General features: G+C 59.4%; 15 protein-coding genes. 11 read left to right on the top strand and 4 right to left on the bottom strand.

The genetic code is table 11. The annotated features are described in order from the left end of the window. Positions 1-13: 13 nt before the first annotated feature. Complete coding sequence (locus E6W33_RS02575; RefSeq protein ID WP_136413945.1) at positions 14-547, top strand: hypothetical protein; 534 nt, start codon at positions 14-16, stop codon at positions 545-547. A 472-nt stretch (positions 548-1,019) separates the two neighbouring features. Continuing rightward, positions 1,020-1,757 carry a YoaK family protein gene (locus E6W33_RS02570; RefSeq protein WP_136413942.1) on the top strand — a complete coding sequence of 246 codons (738 nt, stop codon included), beginning with the start codon at positions 1,020-1,022 and terminating at the stop codon, positions 1,755-1,757. 89 nt (positions 1,758-1,846) lie between these two features. Here the strand turns inward: E6W33_RS02570 and E6W33_RS02565 are convergent, their stop codons facing one another. Both E6W33_RS02565 and E6W33_RS02560 read right to left on the bottom strand, forming a co-directional pair. Next, positions 1,847-2,056: a hypothetical protein gene (locus tag E6W33_RS02565; RefSeq protein ID WP_136413940.1), complete on the bottom strand. Its 210-nt coding sequence runs from the start codon at positions 2,054-2,056 to the stop codon at positions 1,847-1,849. 145 nt (positions 2,057-2,201) lie between these two features. After that, positions 2,202-3,098, bottom strand: a complete 897-nt coding sequence (locus E6W33_RS02560) for a DMT family transporter (RefSeq protein ID WP_136413938.1) — start codon at positions 3,096-3,098, stop codon at positions 2,202-2,204. Between the two features lie 154 nt (positions 3,099-3,252). Between E6W33_RS02560 and gcvA the strand changes: the two genes are divergently transcribed. From gcvA to E6W33_RS02545, 3 genes are read left to right on the top strand one after another with little or no spacing between them, the layout of a single operon-like run. Beyond that, positions 3,253-4,167: a transcriptional regulator GcvA gene (gene gcvA / locus E6W33_RS02555; RefSeq protein ID WP_136413936.1), complete on the top strand. Its 915-nt coding sequence runs from the start codon at positions 3,253-3,255 to the stop codon at positions 4,165-4,167. Between the two features lie 42 nt (positions 4,168-4,209). Then, the gene (locus E6W33_RS02550) at positions 4,210-4,908 is read left to right on the top strand and encodes an AzlC family ABC transporter permease (protein WP_136413934.1); all 699 of its coding nucleotides are present in this window, start codon (positions 4,210-4,212) and stop codon (positions 4,906-4,908) included. Beyond that, positions 4,908-5,231, top strand: coding sequence for an AzlD domain-containing protein (locus tag E6W33_RS02545; RefSeq protein WP_136414385.1), 324 nt, complete (start codon positions 4,908-4,910; stop codon positions 5,229-5,231). Before E6W33_RS02550 ends, E6W33_RS02545 begins: the two co-directional genes overlap by 1 nt. A gap of 6 nt (positions 5,232-5,237) precedes the next feature. Here E6W33_RS02545 and E6W33_RS02540 read toward each other — a convergent pair whose 3' ends face one another. Further along, complete coding sequence (locus E6W33_RS02540; RefSeq protein WP_136413932.1) at positions 5,238-5,738, bottom strand: SET domain-containing protein-lysine N-methyltransferase; 501 nt, start codon at positions 5,736-5,738, stop codon at positions 5,238-5,240. A gap of 323 nt (positions 5,739-6,061) precedes the next feature. Here E6W33_RS02540 and E6W33_RS02535 point away from each other — a divergent pair, with 323 nt between their 5' ends. The 6 genes from E6W33_RS02535 (at position 6,062) to E6W33_RS02510 (ending at position 15,651) form a co-directional block, all read left to right on the top strand. Beyond that, entirely contained in the window at positions 6,062-8,401 is a 2,340-nt protein-coding gene (locus E6W33_RS02535) for an AsmA family protein (protein ID WP_136413929.1), read from the top strand. A gap of 515 nt (positions 8,402-8,916) precedes the next feature. Continuing rightward, on the top strand, positions 8,917-10,839 hold the full coding sequence (locus E6W33_RS02530) for a PrkA family serine protein kinase (RefSeq protein ID WP_136413927.1): 1,923 nt from the start codon (positions 8,917-8,919) through the stop codon (positions 10,837-10,839). Between the two features lie 143 nt (positions 10,840-10,982). Further along, the gene (locus E6W33_RS02525; RefSeq protein ID WP_136413925.1) at positions 10,983-12,248 is read left to right on the top strand and encodes a YeaH/YhbH family protein; all 1,266 of its coding nucleotides are present in this window, start codon (positions 10,983-10,985) and stop codon (positions 12,246-12,248) included. Beyond that, the gene (locus tag E6W33_RS02520) at positions 12,245-13,804 is read left to right on the top strand and encodes a SpoVR family protein (protein WP_136413923.1); all 1,560 of its coding nucleotides are present in this window, start codon (positions 12,245-12,247) and stop codon (positions 13,802-13,804) included. Before E6W33_RS02525 ends, E6W33_RS02520 begins: the two co-directional genes overlap by 4 nt. A gap of 431 nt (positions 13,805-14,235) precedes the next feature. After that, on the top strand, positions 14,236-15,108 hold the full coding sequence (locus E6W33_RS27390) for a DUF4142 domain-containing protein (RefSeq protein WP_247869486.1): 873 nt from the start codon (positions 14,236-14,238) through the stop codon (positions 15,106-15,108). Positions 15,109-15,207: 99 nt separating this feature from the next. Continuing rightward, on the top strand, positions 15,208-15,651 hold the full coding sequence (locus E6W33_RS02510) for a PA2169 family four-helix-bundle protein (protein WP_136413921.1): 444 nt from the start codon (positions 15,208-15,210) through the stop codon (positions 15,649-15,651). A 31-nt stretch (positions 15,652-15,682) separates the two neighbouring features. On the opposite strand, the gene E6W33_RS02505 is transcribed toward E6W33_RS02510, so the two are convergent. Further along, a complete protein-coding gene (locus E6W33_RS02505) occupies positions 15,683-16,165 on the bottom strand; it encodes a BON domain-containing protein (RefSeq protein WP_168798485.1) in 483 nt (160 codons plus the stop codon). Between the last annotated feature and the right edge of the window lie 89 nt (positions 16,166-16,254).

The following is a 16,254-nucleotide window of genomic DNA, read 5'->3' as shown; positions in this document are numbered from 1 at the left end:
GCCGCCGATCATCATGCGAACGTTCTCCCTGCTTGCGCTCTTCATGCTTGTTCCCGCCACCTTCGCCTTGGCGGAAGATGCCGACTTCAGCGGCGCGTGGGTGGCCTGGATCTGCCCCGCCGGTGTTCAGCGCGCGTCGGGAAAGTGTTCGAATTTCACGCTCGAACTGCATCAGCAAGGCAACAAGCTTTGCGGCGCGCACTTCTTTGCGACTGCAGGCGCGGCCAATATCGATGAAGGTGCTGCGCCCTCGCTCATGGGCGACATCGTGGATGGCAAGGCGAATCTGGTCGCAGTCAGCAGCCGCGCTTCGCCGCCGGTGCGGCTGCGCGTGGAAATCAGGAAGCACAACGATAGCCTGCAGTGGCAACGCTTGGATGATCCCGCCGGCAATTACCTGCTGCCGCTGCAGGCGCGGCTGACGAAGTCGAAGAGCAAGACCCTGTTCGCGCCCATCTTTGCGCATGAACTCAAGGCCGCGTGCCTGTCGGCCTTCACCATGGTCGACAACAGCCGGGCGAGGGAGCCGGAACCGCAAAAGCAGTAGATCGTCCCGGGGCTGACTGCCGCATGCCGAAAACGCAAGCGATACAAGTCCCGGCGCGGGTTCGCCGGCCGCATGCCTCGGTTTCGGACTGTTTTTCAGGCCTCGCCGCTGAATCTTCTTAGATAGAGCGCACGACTTTCCGGATTTTCTATTGCTAGAGGACTGATACATTTCTTGCGTGGTCATTTTGCCCACAGCGAGCCGACCCTGCGCACCCGCCGTGGACCGGCCCGATGCAAGATGCAGTCTCTCCTCAGTGTCTCCTGAGGTTTGGAGTGGAGATATACGGTGACAATGCAGTCTCCACTCCATTTTTTCGGCAGCGGCGCCAGGCCAACGCGCGCACGCAACGGGCGCGCCGAATGCGGCTAAAGTCGGCAGAGAGTGATACGCTTACACTTTTGTCGCCTCGCAGTAACTTTTCAACAGCACTGCTAGTGCGCGACAACGCTCTTGCCCCCTGTCAGCCCACATGCCGATCAATTATCTTGCTTCCTTAACCGCTCCCGAACGTTCCGCGCGCGCCAACCTGCACCTCGGCGTCTCGCTTGCGTTTGTGGCGGGCGCCCTCAACGCCGGCGGGTTTCTCGCCATCGGCCAGTACACCTCGCACATGACGGGGATGCTGTCCACCGCCGCCGATTTTTTCGTGCTCGGCAATCTCGAGGTGGTAGGCACGGCTTTCCTGTCCGTGCTGTCGTTCGCCGGCGGCGCGGCGTCGACCGCCATCATGGTGAATTATTCAAAGCGCAATACGGACCGCAATATCTACATGCCGCCGCTGCTGGTCGAAGCCGTACTCTTGCTCGTGTTCGGGCTGATGGGCGCGAACCTGCAGATGCACGAATTCGTCAACCTGTCGCTGACGGCGGTGCTGCTGTGCTACGTGATGGGCCTGCAGAACGCCCTGGTGACGAAGATTTCGAATGCCGAGATCCGCACCACCCATGTAACCGGACTGGTCACCGATATCGGCATCGAGCTGGGCAAGCTGTTTTACTGGAACCGGCACGACAGCGATGCCAGGGATTTCTATGTCCTGGCCAATCGCACCAAGCTGCGCGTGCATCTGATGCTGGTGACGTCCTTCTTTTGCGGCGGCGTGGTCGGCGCGATGGGCTTCAAGCATATCGGCTTTGCCGCCACCATTCCGCTCGCGATCGGGCTGGTGCTGATGTCTTCCGCACCGATGTTCAAGCCGAACGACTGAACCTCGGGGAAGGGATGTGCGGCAAGCTGGCCTGCCGCCATGCTTGCCTTTCGTGGAAATGCCTCGATGAGACCCTGTCCAGGAAGGGGTTATTCCGGCGTCGTGCTCAGCGCGTCTTCAAGCTCGACAGCATGCCAGGTCTTTTCTTCCGGGCGCTTGAATGCGCACTCCAGTATCGTGCAGTGACGATACATCTGAAAAAGCTTGCGCTCGGCGTCAGCCCGGTCACGCCCGCCGATGATGATGTTGCCCACCCGCTGGCCCATCCGGTTCTTGACCGAGAAATTGAACTTCAACATTCGCCCCCTCCCTGTACTTCTTGTAATTGTTGTCCCTTTATAGGAGACATTACAAAGCTTGTCAAAGCGGATCAGGTGGGGAAAACGGGCCTTATTCACACTTCCTTACAACTCTTACGCCCGAAGGCAGCAAATCGTTACAAGTTCAGGCCTTGCTGAGGATCGCGGCCTTCCATTTGTCGACCAGGCCGAGCGCCAGCGCGGTCGCGCACAACACGATGGCAATGCCGACGACGGTGCCGGGGGTGACCGGCTCGTTCAGGAACAGCCAGGCCCATATCGAGGCGGTGGCCGGCACCAGGAAGGTGACGGTGATCGCCTTGCTCGAGCCTTCGGTGGCGATCAGGTGGAAGAAGATCGCATACGCCAGGCCGGTGCAGAAGATGCCGAGCACGGCGACCGCCAGCAGGACCGTTCCCGTCGCCGCCGCTGCCGCATGCGGCACGCCGGGCAGGGCAAACGGCAGCAGCGCAAGACCCGCCGTCAACTGGCTGCCGGTGGCTGTCGCCAGCGAGGGCAGATCGGACGCCTTCATGCGGGTGTAGGTCGCGGCGAAGCCATAGCAGACTGCGGCCGCCATCCCGGCCAGTACGCCGAGCACCACATTGAGCGTCACGGCGGTAGGCCCCACGCCGACCAGCACTGCCACCCCGGCCAGGCCCAGCACGCAGGCGGCCACGCGTGTCGCGGTCAGGCGTTCCGCCAGCAGCAGGATGCCGAACACGCCGGTGAAGATGGGCGCCAGCGAATTCATGGTCGCCATATAGGAAGAGGGGATGTACAGCGCAGACCATGCAAACAAGGCAAACGGAATCGCGGTATTGAACAGACCGATGATCAGGTAGGTTAGGGCATTGCGCCGCCACGCGAAGTCGATGCCGCGCGAGCGGGCGAACAGATATAGCGCGGCGCCGCCCAGCAGCACGCGGCCGAGCGTGGTCAGCATGGGACCGAGTACCGGCGCGGCGATGCGCATGAGCATGAAACTCGTGCCCCAGATGGCGCCGAGCAGAAAGAGTCTTATCAGATTGGAGGTGGACATGGGATAGATGTGAGTATTGTCATCGGAGCAAGCTCTTGTCGGCGCTTGCGGAGTGACAAGAAGTGCTTTTGGCAGGCTCCATTTTATGGTGGACCGTGCAGGAAAGCTAACGACATTTATTGACATGCCCTGTTAGAAAAACTAACAATACGGCATGCGAACCGCCTCCCTCAACGCCTTGCATGCTTTCGAAGCGGCCGCGCGCCACAACAGTTATTCACTGGCGGCGGACGAACTGCATGTCACCCACAGCGCCATCAGCCAGCAGATCCGCATGCTGGAAAGCAGCTTCGGAGTCGCCCTGTTCGAACGTCAGGGTCACCAGATGCTGTTGACCAAGGAAGGCGCCTTGCTGTTCAAGCGCATTCAGCCGGCATTGCAGCAGATCAGCCGCGCTGTATCGGAAGTAGGCGTGAGCAAGCGTGGCCCATCCATCACGGTGACCACGCTGCAATCCTTTGCCAACCACTGGCTGCTGCCGCGCATGAACCGGTTCCAGAAGCTGCAGCCGGACGTGGCCGTGCATATCCAGGCATCGCCCGACCTGAAAGACCTGCAGCGCGGCGAGGCCGACATCGCGATCCGTTACGGTCGCGGGCCGTGGAAAGGATGCGATGCGGAGAAGCTGCTGGAGGAATGGGTGTTCCCCGTCTGCAGCCCGGCCTTCAACAAGGGGCGGCTGCCGAAGACGCCGGCCAGCCTGAAGCGCTACCGGATTCTGCGCGACGATTGCCCGATGGAGTGGAACACCTGGGCGAAACTGGCGCAGGTCGATCCTGCCGAGTTCGTGCATGAGGCCAGTTACAGCGACAGCAACCTGATGCTGGGCGCGGCGATCGCAGGGCAGGGCATCGCGATCGGACGTACTTCGCTGGTTTCGACCGACCTGGCCGCCGGCCGGCTGGTACGGGTGTTCGACCTGATCGCGCCGGCCGCCCATTCTTATTACCTCGTCACCGCCAGCGGGCGCACGAAGCCGTCGCACCTGCTGGCCTTCGAACAATGGCTGCAGCAGGAGGCGGCCGCCTTCATGCGCAAGGAAGCCAGGGCATTGAAGCTGGCTGCCTGAGCGCATCGTGGTGACCTCAATTCAACTCTGTTAACTTTTCCCATGCATCCCACCCGTTTAACAAGCCTCGCCGCCGGGGCGCGCGACACCTTGCCGATGCTGGTCGGCGCCGCGCCCTTCGGCATGATTTTCGGCACGCTCGTCGCCACCACCCCGCTCGCCGCCTGGCAGGGGCAATTGATGTCGATGAGCGTATTTGCCGGTTCCAGCCAGTTCATCGCCGTCGGCCTCGTCGCCGGCCATGCCGGCCTGCTGGTGATCTGGCTGACCACCTTCATCGTCAACCTGCGGCACATGCTGTATGCCGCGACCCTGTTGCCGCATGTGGCGCACCTGCCCGCGCGCTGGCGCTGGACGCTCGGTTTTCTGATGACTGACGAAACCTTCGCGGTGATGAACGGCTATTACAGCAAGCGCGGCGACGCGCGGCTCGGGCACTGGTATTTTCTCGGCTCCGGCTTGTCCATGTACGCCAACTGGCAGTTGTGGACGCTGGTGGGACTGCTGTTCGGCGCGGTGTTCCCGCAGTTGCCGTCGCTGGGGCTCGATTTCGCCATGGTGGCGACCTTCATTGCGATCGTGGTGCCGCAACTGAATCGCTTGCCGCAATTCTTCGCGGCGCTCGCGGCGGGCATCTTTGCCTATCTGTTGAAGGATGTCCCCTACAAGTTGGGCCTGATGAGCGCGGTGCTGATCGGCGTAGCGGTCGGGATGGCGCTGACAAAACAAGGGAAGAAATGATGAATTACACGCTGATGATCGTCGGCATGGCGCTGGTCACCGTCGTTATCAAGGCCGGGATTTTCATGCTGGGCGGCAGGCTGTCGCTCCCGCCGCTGCTGCAGCAGGCCCTGAGTTTTGTGCCGGTGACGGTCTTGACGGCCATTATCGTCCCGCTGGTGCTGGCGCCGCAGGGCGGCGATCTGGAGCTGAGCTGGCGCAACCCGCAACTGGTGGCGGCCATCGTCGCGATAGCGGTATGCGCGGCAACACGCCGCCAGCTGCTCACGATTACGGTGGCGCTGGGCGTGTTCTTTGGGTGGCGCTTCGGGGTGCTTCTATAAGACAGACTAGGCGTTCTGCTTGCGCTTCTTCTTCGGCGCCAGCAAGGTGCGGCGGCACTTTTCCGCGCCGCACAGGCAGCCGTAGGCACGCTTGAGCGCCGGCGTGTGACGCTCGTCCAATGTCAGGCCGTAGTCATAGTTGAGTTCCTCGCCGCGCTTGATGTCGCGCAGCGCGTAGATGAACACATGGCCATCCTCTTCCCGCGCTTCGCAATTCGGCTCGCACGCATGGTTGATCCAGCGCGCGTCGTTGCCCTTGCTGCCGCCGTCGATGATCTTGCCGCTTTCCAGGCTGAAGAAGAAGGTGTGGAAATCGTCGGCAGCCTTGGCGTTTTCCCGTTTGACCGCTTCCTTCCAGTTGATGCGTTCGCCTTCGTATTCCACGATGCGGGTGCCGGCGGGGATGTTGCGCACGGCGAATACGCCCCGGCCATGGATGCGGGAATTGCGGACCGCGAAGATGGGGCGAACGGGGGATGCGGGTTCTGTCTTGCTGATGCGACTCATTTCGATTCCGAAGAAAGTAAAACGAAAAGGCTTGTATACAACACGTATTTTGCAAAGGTTTGAAGTTTAAACAATTCTCATGTGCTTTTGGACCTTCTGGCGGCGAAGAGGCTCAAAAATGTCGGGCATGGAACCGCAAGCGCTGCCAGTGGAACCAAGAACAGGATGTTTCCTCAAATGCAAGGCAAGCCTGTGCGCCTGTAAGCGGTTATGCGGCAGGGCGCAGGCTAATTGACGAGCGGCGCGCACGGCCTATGCTGTAATTAAAGACATGTACCGGCGCCCATGGATCGTCACGACCGCCACGATTGCAAAGGGATGCGATGCGCAAGACCGCCAGGATTATTCTGATCGCCCTCGCCGCACTGATTGCGTTGCTGCTCGCGGCGGCCGGCATTATCGCGGCGACTTTCAACCCGAACGATTACAAGCCCTTGCTGATCCGGCTGGTGCAGGAGAAGAAGCAGCGCACGCTCAGCATTCCGGGCGACATCAAGCTGACCTTCTTCCCGAAACTCGGCGCCGACCTGGGCCGGGTCAGCATTTCCGAACACAACAGCAATACCGAATTCGCCGCCGTGGATAGTGCCAAGGTCTCGCTCGCGCTGATTCCGTTGCTGGCGAAGCAACTGGTGGTCGACCGTGTCCGCATCGATGGTCTGCGCACCCATATCACGCGCTTCAAGGATGGCAGCGCCAACTACGACGACCTGCTTTCCAAGGATGAGTCCGGGCAGCAGGTCAAGTTCGCCATCGACAGCGTGCATATTTCGCATGCAAATGTGATTTATGACGATCGCCAGCAAGGACGCAAGTTCGAACTCGCGAACATGGATCTGGAAACCGGCAAGATTGCCAACAATGTGCCAAGCAAACTGGACTTCGCGGCAGACGTCAAAGGGAACAAGCCGGAAGTGAATGCGCGGGTAAACTTCAAGACCGGCTTCACGCTCGACCTCGATCGGAAGCGCTATACGCTCAAGAACCTGGATGCACAGCTCAAGGGCGGTCTGCTCGGTTTCAAGGACCTGCTGCTGAGGGCGGCCGGCGACGCCGATCTGCAACCGGAGGCCAAGCGCTTCTTGCTGGATGGCGTCAAGCTGTCCGCCAACGGCAAGCAGGCGGGCAATGCGATCGACGCCAGCGTGGACATACCGAAGCTGGCGGTGACAGACGCGAAAGTCAGCGGCGGCAAGCTGAGCGGCCAGGCGAAGTTGAGCGAGGGCGGACGCACCATCAGCGCCGACTTCAGCATGCCGTCCTTCGAGGGCACGCCGCAGGCATTCAAGCTGCCGGCTCTGACGCTCGACGCCGCCATCAAGGACGCCACGCTGGATGCCAAGGCGAACATCTCCGGCGCATTGGCCGGCGACCTGGACAAGCTCCTGTTTACATCGCCGCAACTTGCCTTGCGCCTGTCGGGGCGGCAGGGCGACACCGCGCTCAACGGATCGCTGACCACGCCCTTGTCGGCCGACCTGAAAAATCAGCTGATCGAACTGTCGCGCATCGCGGCGGACTTCACCCTGCCCAATCCCGGCGGCGGAACGCTGGCGCTGAAAGCCGGCGGCAATGCGAGTGTGCATCTTGGCAAGCAAACCGCCTCGGCCGTGCTCAAGGGCAGTCTCGATCAGAGCAATTTCAATGCAAAGCTCGGGCTGAGCGATTTCTCTCCGGCTGCGTATACATTTGATATCGGCATCGACCAGCTCGACCTTGATCGCTACAAGCGCAAGGCCGCGGTGGCGGCAAACGCGCCTGCATCAAAGCCGGCGGCAGAAGAGCCCATGGATTTTTCCGCACTGCAGAAATTGCAGGCCAGCGGCAGCGTGCGCGTCGGTGCCCTGAAGGTGGCGAATCTCAAGACCTCGAACGTGCGCTTCGATGTGCACGTGTCGGGCGGCAAGCTTGACCTCAGCCCGCTCGCCGCGAACCTGTACGGGGGAAGCGTGAGCGGCGCGCTCGCCATCACTGCGGGCAAGCCGGTGCGTTTCGCGCTGCGTCAAACGCTGTCCGGCATCAATGTCGGCCCGCTGTTGAAGGATGCGATCGACAAGGAACCAATCGAAGGGCGCGGCAATGTGCAGCTCGACGTCAGCACAAGCGGTGCGACTTTCAATCAGATCAAGAAGGGCTTGAACGGCAACGCAAAACTGGAGCTGCGCGACGGCGCGATTCGCGGCGTCAATATCGCGCAAACGGTGCGACGCGCAAAAGCGCAGATCGGCGCCATCCGGGGTGATGCGCCGCCGCAAAGCGGGACTGCCTCGGCGGCGGAGAAAACCGACTTCAGCGAATTGACCGGAAGCTTCCGTATCGCCAATGGTGTCGCGCACAACGACGATCTCAATATCAAATCGCCGCTGGTGCGTGTTGGCGGTTCCGGTGATATCAATCTGGGTGAAGACCGCATCGACTATCTGGCCAGGGCAACGGTGGTGTCCACGCTGCAGGGGCAGGGCGGTCCGGAACTACAGGCGCTGAAGGGATTGACGCTACCGGTCAAGCTGTCGGGACCGTTCAGCGCGATTGGCTGGCGCATTGACTTCGCCGGCATGGCGAGCGAACTCGCCAAACAAAAGATCGATGAAAAGAAAGAAGAAGTGAAAGCCAAAATCCAGGAGCAGCTCAAGGACAAGCTGAAGGGATTTCTTGGCAGATAAATTGCCTTATTCTTTTACTATATCCGACTACAAAAACGGTGCAAGAAAAATCACGATGCGTGCATCGTGATTTTTGCATCGATGCAACGCATGATGGATGCGTTGCCCGTCAATTCTCTTCGCACAGTGCAAGGCAATCGCATGAACAGCGCGTGCTTTTGCACTCAATTCTCACGATAGATTTTGCGACATGTTTTTCGATTCTCGAAGAGTGTCGCATTTACGCAAACACGCTGCGTGTATTGCGCTGCACAGACGAACGAACAGCAGCGGCTTTCGACCATGCATGTGCAAAAAAGTTTTGCGCAATCGAAAGTTTTTCACGACAAAAGTGCGAGAAATATCGCTTTGAAAAGATGAAGTGACTACACAAATTCTCAACGATTTTCTCTGTCAGAAAAAAACGAAAAATTTTCTATGGACAATGGAAAACAACGCGTATTATTAAATTGCGGAGTGGAAATTCAAATCTGTATCCGACACCCACTGACCGGTAGATTTACAAAGGAAACCCCATGAAGATCTTTGACAACTACGCATCACGGTATGAGCGGACACGGGAAGAGGAGTACTCCCTGCAAGAATATCTGGAATTGTGCAAGCGCGATCGACTCGCCTATGCCACTGCTGCCGAGCGCATGCTCGAAGCAATCGGCGAGCCCGAACTGGTCGACACGCGCCACGATCCGCGACTCTCGCGCATCTTCGCCAACAAGGTTATCAAGATCTATCCTGCGTTCCGTGAGTTCTACGGAATGGAGGAAGTCATCGAGCAGGTCGTCTCTTATTTTCGTCATGCAGCGCAAGGCCTGGAAGAGCGCAAGCAGGTGCTCTACCTCCTTGGTCCTGTTGGCGGCGGCAAATCGTCGATCGCTGAAAAACTGAAAGCGTTGATGGAACATGTTCCGTTCTACGCGATCAAGGGTTCGCCCGTGAATGAATCGCCGCTCGGCTTGTTCGACGCGGATGAAGACGGCGCGATCCTCGAAGAAGATTACGGCATCCCGCGCCGCTATCTGAAGACCATCCCCAGCCCGTGGGCAGTGAAGCGCCTGCACGAATTCAACGGCGACATCAATCAGTTCCGCGTGGTGCGGCGCTATCCGTCCGTGCTGAAGCAGATCGCGATTTCGAAAACCGAACCGGGCGACGAAAACAACCAGGACATCTCATCGCTGGTGGGCAAGGTCGACATCCGCAAGCTGGAAGACTATTCGCAGGATGATCCGGATGCCTACAGCTACTCCGGCGGGCTGTGCCTGTCGAACCAGGGCCTGATGGAATTCGTCGAAATGTTCAAGGCCCCGATCAAGGTGCTGCACCCGTTGCTGACCGCAACGCAGGAAGGCAACTACAAGGGTACCGAAGGTTTCGGCGCGATTCCCTTCGACGGCGTGGTGCTCGCGCACTCGAACGAGTCGGAGTGGAAGGCGTTCAAGAACAACAAGAACAATGAAGCATTTCTCGATCGTATCTACATCGTGAAAGTGCCGTATTGCCTGAGAGTGTCAGAGGAAATCAAGATTTACGAAAAGCTGGTTCGCACTTCCTCGCTGTCGCATGCGCCTTGCGCTCCCGGCACGCTGAAGATGATGGCCCAGTTCGCAATCCTGTCGCGCCTGAAGGAGCCGGAGAACTCCAGCATTTTCTCCAAGATGCAGGTCTATGACGGCGACAACCTGAAGGACACCGATCCGAAGGCGAAGTCGCGCCAGGAGTATGCGGATTACGCCGGCGTGGACGAGGGCATGAACGGTTTGTCGACCCGCTTTGCGTTCAAGATCCTGTCCAAGGTCTTCAACTTCGACAACACCGAAGTCGCGGCCAACCCGGTGCACTTGCTGTACGTGCTGGAGCAGCAGGTCGAGCGCGAGCAGTTCCCGCCGGAGACCGAGCAGAAGTACATGTCGTACATCAAGGAATACCTGGCGCAGCGTTACGTGGAATTCATCGGCAAGGAGATCCAGACGGCTTACCTCGAAAGCTATTCCGAATACGGCCAGAACATCTTCGATCGTTATGTGACCTTCGCGGACTTCTGGATCCAGGATCAGGAATTCCGCGATCCGGACACCGGTGAGAGCTTCGACCGCGAATCGCTGAACAGCGAGCTGGAGAAGATTGAGAAGCCCGCGGGCATTTCGAATCCGAAGGACTTCCGCAACGAGATCGTCAACTTCGTGTTGCGTGCGCGTGCCCAGAACAACGGCAAGAACCCGGCCTGGACCAGCTACGAGAAGCTGCGCACGGTGATCGAGAAGAAGATGTTCTCGAATACCGAAGAGCTGCTGCCGGTGATCTCCTTCAACGCGAAGGCGAGCGCCGACGACGCGAACAAGCATCAGGAGTTCGTCTCGCGCATGGTGGACAAGGGTTACACCGCCAAGCAGGTACGCCTGCTGTGCGAGTGGTATCTGCGGGTCCGCAAGTCGTCTTGATGTAGATGTAGTCCTGCGCATCGCTGAAGCACTCCTTCCCCCATGCAGGGGGAGGGGGCCAGTAGCCGGTGTGCGGGACAATCCCTCGATTGCCAACATCCGAGGGATATAACAAACGCCCATACAGAGTTTCAGGAGGCATTTTGGCTTACCTCATCGACCGGCGTCTGCAAGGCAAGAACAAGTCCGCTGGCAACCGCGAGCGCTTCCTGCGGCGTTACAAGTCCCAGATCAAGGACGCCGTTACACGTGCCATCAAGGGCCGCTCGATCACTGAGGTCGAGAAAGGCGAAAAAGTATCCATTCCGGTCAAGGACATCAACGAGCCCACGTTCGGCCATGCGCATGGCGGCGTGTGGGAGACGGTACGGCCGGGCAACAAGGAATATCAGAAGGGCGACCAGATCCAGCGGCCGAAGGGCGGCAATGGCGCCGGCAAGGGCAAGGCGGGCAACAGCGAAGAGATCACCGAAGACGACTTCGTGTTCGAGCTCTCGCGCGAAGAGTTCATGAACTACTTCTTCGAAGACCTGGAGCTGCCCAACCTGGTCAAGACGCAACTGACTTCCATCACGGAATTCAAGCAGCAGCGCGCCGGCTACACCATCTCCGGCACGCCGACCAATATCCATGTGCTGCGCTCGATGCGCGGCGCGATCGGCCGCCGCATCGCCGTGGGTGCCAAGTCGCGCAAGCGCCTGAAGGAAGCCGAAGCGGAGATGGACGAACTGCTGAAGACCACCTTCGAGGACGACCACCGCATCGTGGCCCTGCGCAAGGAAATCCATCATCTGCGCGCCAAGCTGTTCGGCATTCCCTTCCTCGATCCGATCGACCTGCGTTACAGCAACCGCATCAAGGTACCGAAGCCCTCGACGCAGGCGGTGATGTTCTGCGTGATGGACGTGTCGGGTTCGATGGACCAGGCGAAGAAGGACGCGGCCAAGCGTTTCTTCATCCTGCTCTATCTGTTCCTGGAGCGCGCCTACGAGAAGATCGAGGTAGTGTTCATTCGCCACCATACGCAGGCGACCGAAGTCGACGAAAACGAATTCTTCAATTCGCGCGAATCGGGTGGTACGGTGGTGTCATCGGCGCTGCACCTGCTCGACAAGATCATCAACGAGCGCTATGCGCGCGGCGACTGGAACGTGTATGTCGCGCAGGCGTCCGACGGCGACAACTGGGACAACGACTCGGTGACCTGCCGCGAACTGTTGATCAACAAGATCATGCATCTGGTGCAGTACTACGCCTACGTCGAAATCACCGACGGCGAACCGCAGAACCTGTGGCATGAATACACGCAGATACCGGATATCCATCCGCACTTTGCGATGCAGAAAATCGAGTCGCCGGCCGATATCTATCCGGTATTCCGTGAACTCTTCAAGAAGCAAACGAAATGACGACGACTGAGCTCAAGAAACCGGCCAGGAAGTCTCGCAAGAAGGCCGTCAAAACGTTCCGGCTTCCGGAGCAATCGGAGTGGACCTTCGAGCTGCTCGAACAGGTGCATGAAGAAATCCGCCGGGTGGCCGAGAACTTCGGCCTTGATACCTATCCGAACCAGCTGGAAGTCATCACCGCCGAGCAGATGATGGATGCCTACGCATCGGTCGGCATGCCGGTGTCCTACAGCCACTGGTCCTTCGGCAAGCATTTCCTGGCGACGGAAAAGAGTTACAAGCGCGGCCACATGGGGCTGGCGTACGAGATCGTGATCAACTCGAATCCGTGCATTGCCTACCTGATGGAAGAGAACAGCCTGACCATGCAGGCGCTGGTCATCGCGCACGCCTCCTACGGCCACAATTCCTTCTTCAAGGGCAATTACCTGTTCCGCACGTGGACCGATGCGGAAGCGATCATCGACTACATGGTGTTCGCGAAGAACTACATCGCGGATTGCGAGCGGCGTTACGGCATCGAAGCGGTGGAACTGCTGCTCGATTCCTGCCACGCGCTGCAGAACTATGGCGTCGACCGCTACAAGCGCCCGACCAAGCTGTCGATGGCGGAAGAACGCGAGCGGCAGGAAGAGCGCGAGCGTTACCTGCAGTCGCAGGTGAACGATTTGTGGCGCACGCTGCCGCGCAAGGCGGAAGTGGTGCAGGAGGATGCGCCCAACCGTTTCCCGGCCGAGCCGCAGGAAAACCTCTTGTACTTCATCGAGAAGTACGCGCCGCTGCTGGAACCGTGGCAGCGCGAAATCGTGCGCATCGTGCGCAAGGTGTCGCAATACTTCTATCCGCAGCGCCAGACGCAGGTGATGAACGAGGGCTGGGCCACGTTCTGGCATTACACCATCCTCAATCAGTTGTATGACGAAGGCGTGGTCGGCAACGGCTTCATGATGGAATTCCTGCAAAGCCATACCAACGTCGTCTATCAACCGCCGGTCACCAGCAAGTACTTCAACGGCATCAATCCGTATGCGCTCGGCTTCGCGATGATGCGCGACATCCGCCGCATCTGCGAAGACCCGACGGAGGAAGACCGCCAGTGGTTTCCGGATATCGCCGGCAGCGACTGGAAGAAGACGCTCGACTTCGCGATGCGCAACTTCAAGGATGAAAGCTTCATCTCGCAATACCTGTCGCCCAAGCTGATCCGCGACTTCCATTTCTTCTCCGTGCTGGACGACGACAAGAAGGACAAGCTGAGCATTTCCGCGATCCATGACGACGATGGCTACCGCTATCTGCGCGAACAGCTCGCCGGCCAGTACAACATGCACAACCGCGAGCCGAACATCCAAGTATGGTCGGTGGACACGCATGGCCAGCGCTCGCTGACGCTGCGTCACAACCAGTACCTGCGCCGTCCGCTCAGCCAGCAGACGGAGGAAGTGCTGAAACACGTGACGCGCCTGTGGGGTTTTGATGTGATTCTGGAAACCGTCGATCCGGACGGGACTGTATTGAACACTGTCGAATGCAAGTGCGAGAAAAGACACCGTTAGGACACCGTTAGAAGACCGGTCATAAGGTTTGCGAGGACGCTGCTCGGAAAGGGGAGCGCCGCAAGGCGCAGCGGCGTCCTTCGCAACCCGCCTGCAACCGGTGCGCTTTCGCGTCTTGCAGGCGGCATTGACCGTTCTTCGTTCATGGGCGCTTGCCGGAGCAATCCGGCAAGTCTTGATGCCAAGGCGAAAGCCTTGGCATTTTTTTGCGCGTCATCTGCCGGCTCATTTCTTGATGGCCTGCACGGCGGAAAATTCGCTGTAAATATTGCATTTCCTTGTAGTCTCTTCCACATCTCCCTGACATAAATTGCCGCCTGCGCGGAACCGGGCCGCCTGTGCAATCTGGCATGCACATTGCCTGACTGTTCATGCATCGATCCGATGCAATTCGTTGGCTATTGCCATCATGTTCCTGAAGGAGACTAGAGATGCAAGAACGTAACAAACTCAATCGCCTGCTCGGCGTCGCCGCGCTCGCGATGCTTTTTGGCGGGACTTCGGTCTACGCGCAATCCACCGCGCCGGACGCCTCCGGCATGACGAAGGAAAACAAGTCCGGCAAGATGAGCCCGACCGGCCAGAACGAAACCTCGAGCGCGAAACCACCAAGCAGTGCGCCAAGCAGCAGCTCGTCCAGTTCCAGCGACAAGGCTTCGCCCTCCAGCAGCGGGTCGTCCGGCACCAGCGCATCGGATACCTCGGGCAGCGCAGGCAAGAGCGCGAGCGGCACATCGCTGAGCAAGGCCGACCAGAATTTGATGCGCGACATCGCCTATTCCAACCTGGCCGAAATCGAGGCGGCAAAAGTTGCGCAGAACAAGACCAAGAGCGATCAGGTCAAGACCTTTGCGCAAAAGATGATCGACGACCATACGCAATCCCAGAAAGAACTGGAGCAACTGGCCCAGTCCAAGGGCGTGACGCTGCCGACCGAGCCCGACAGGAAGCATCAGGCCGAGCTGAAAAAGCTCAGCGCGCTGGAAGGCGACAAGTTTGACAAGCAGTACATGTCGAAGGGCGGCGTGGGCGACCACCGCAAGACCGACAACATGCTGAAGAAGGCCGAGCAGCGCGCGAAGGATCCGGATCTGAAGGCGCTGGTCGCGAAGATCAAGCCGACCGTGGATGAGCATCTGACCATGGCCAAGGACATTTCCAGCGGCAAGAGCACTGCATCGGGATCGTCGTCCGGCAAGTCGGGTACCTCGTCGAGCGGCGCCGGTCCATCCGAGAGCAAGGATAAATCCAAGTCCTCCGACACCTCCGGCTCATCGAGCACCGGCGGAACGGAAAAGAAATAATTCCGGACCTCGCGTGAATGCCGCGTTCGGTCGCTCCCCAAGGCGGGAGCGACGCGCGCGGGCGCGAACCGATTACATGCAACCAGGACGGGAGCGGGCATGGACAACGATGAAATAATCACGACCTTGAACAAGCTGATCGAGACCAGCAAGGACGGCGAGGAAGGGTTCCGCAGCTGTGCGGACAATGCGAGCGATCCGCAGCTCAAGACCTTTTTCTCCAATCGCGTGCACACCTGCACGGCAGCCGTCATCGAGTTGCAGGAACTGGTGCGCGCCTACGGCGGCGACCCGGAAAACAGCAGCGACCTCGGAAGCGCCTTGCACCGCCGCTGGGTCGATATCAAGGGTCTGGTCACCGGCAGGAATGACAGGGCGGTGCTCAAGGAATGCGAACGCGGCGAGGATGTCGCGGTAGCGAGTTACCGCAGCGCGCTGGACAAGAACCTGCCGGCCGATGTGCGCAACGTGGTGGAAAAGCAGTTTCACGGCGTACTGAAGAACCACGACCAGGTGAAGAGCCTGCGCGACCAGTATCGATAGGCATGCGGCCGCGGCAGGCGATGCGCCGGTTCTATCTCGCGCTTGCTTGCAGCTTGTCGATGACGAATTCCACCATCGGGACGCGACGCGCCGTCTCGACGGCGATGCTGCGCTGGCCCTCGTCGGCGATGCAGCCTTCCAGCGTGACCCATTTGTGTCCCGTCGACACCCATATCGCGGAACGCTGCAGTTGCGGCGCAGTCCTGATCGTCTGCACCACGCCCTTGTTGATCTCATGGTCGTGCTTGTAGGGGCCGCCAGGTTCGCAGCGTCCATCCAGCGCGCAGGAGTTGCCGCGCTCGATGCGATGATGGGCATCGGCAAGCGCTTCCTCCTTCGTGCGCAACGGACCCTTGACTTCGCCGCACTGCGGAATCGTGTCCGTCGCCTGCTCGAACGGATCGTCGTACCAGTTCTTCCTTTCCTCGGCCTGCACGGTGGCCGCCAGGAGGATCAAGGCGGCTGCCATGAGCCGGAAGATCTTGTGAATCGACATCGGTAACTTGCCCATCATTTCTCCAGGCCTTGTCATTGCAAGCAGATTACCCGATGGGCACCTTGTTGACAAAAATGCTTCGATGCAAGGACAGGCTCAGGTGATAT

The organism is Herbaspirillum sp. ST 5-3 (assembly GCF_004804275.1).
Lineage (GTDB): Bacteria > Pseudomonadota > Gammaproteobacteria > Burkholderiales > Burkholderiaceae_D > Noviherbaspirillum.
The sequence above is the reverse complement of the archived record's forward strand: the minus strand, read 5'-3'. Positions and strand labels throughout refer to the sequence as shown.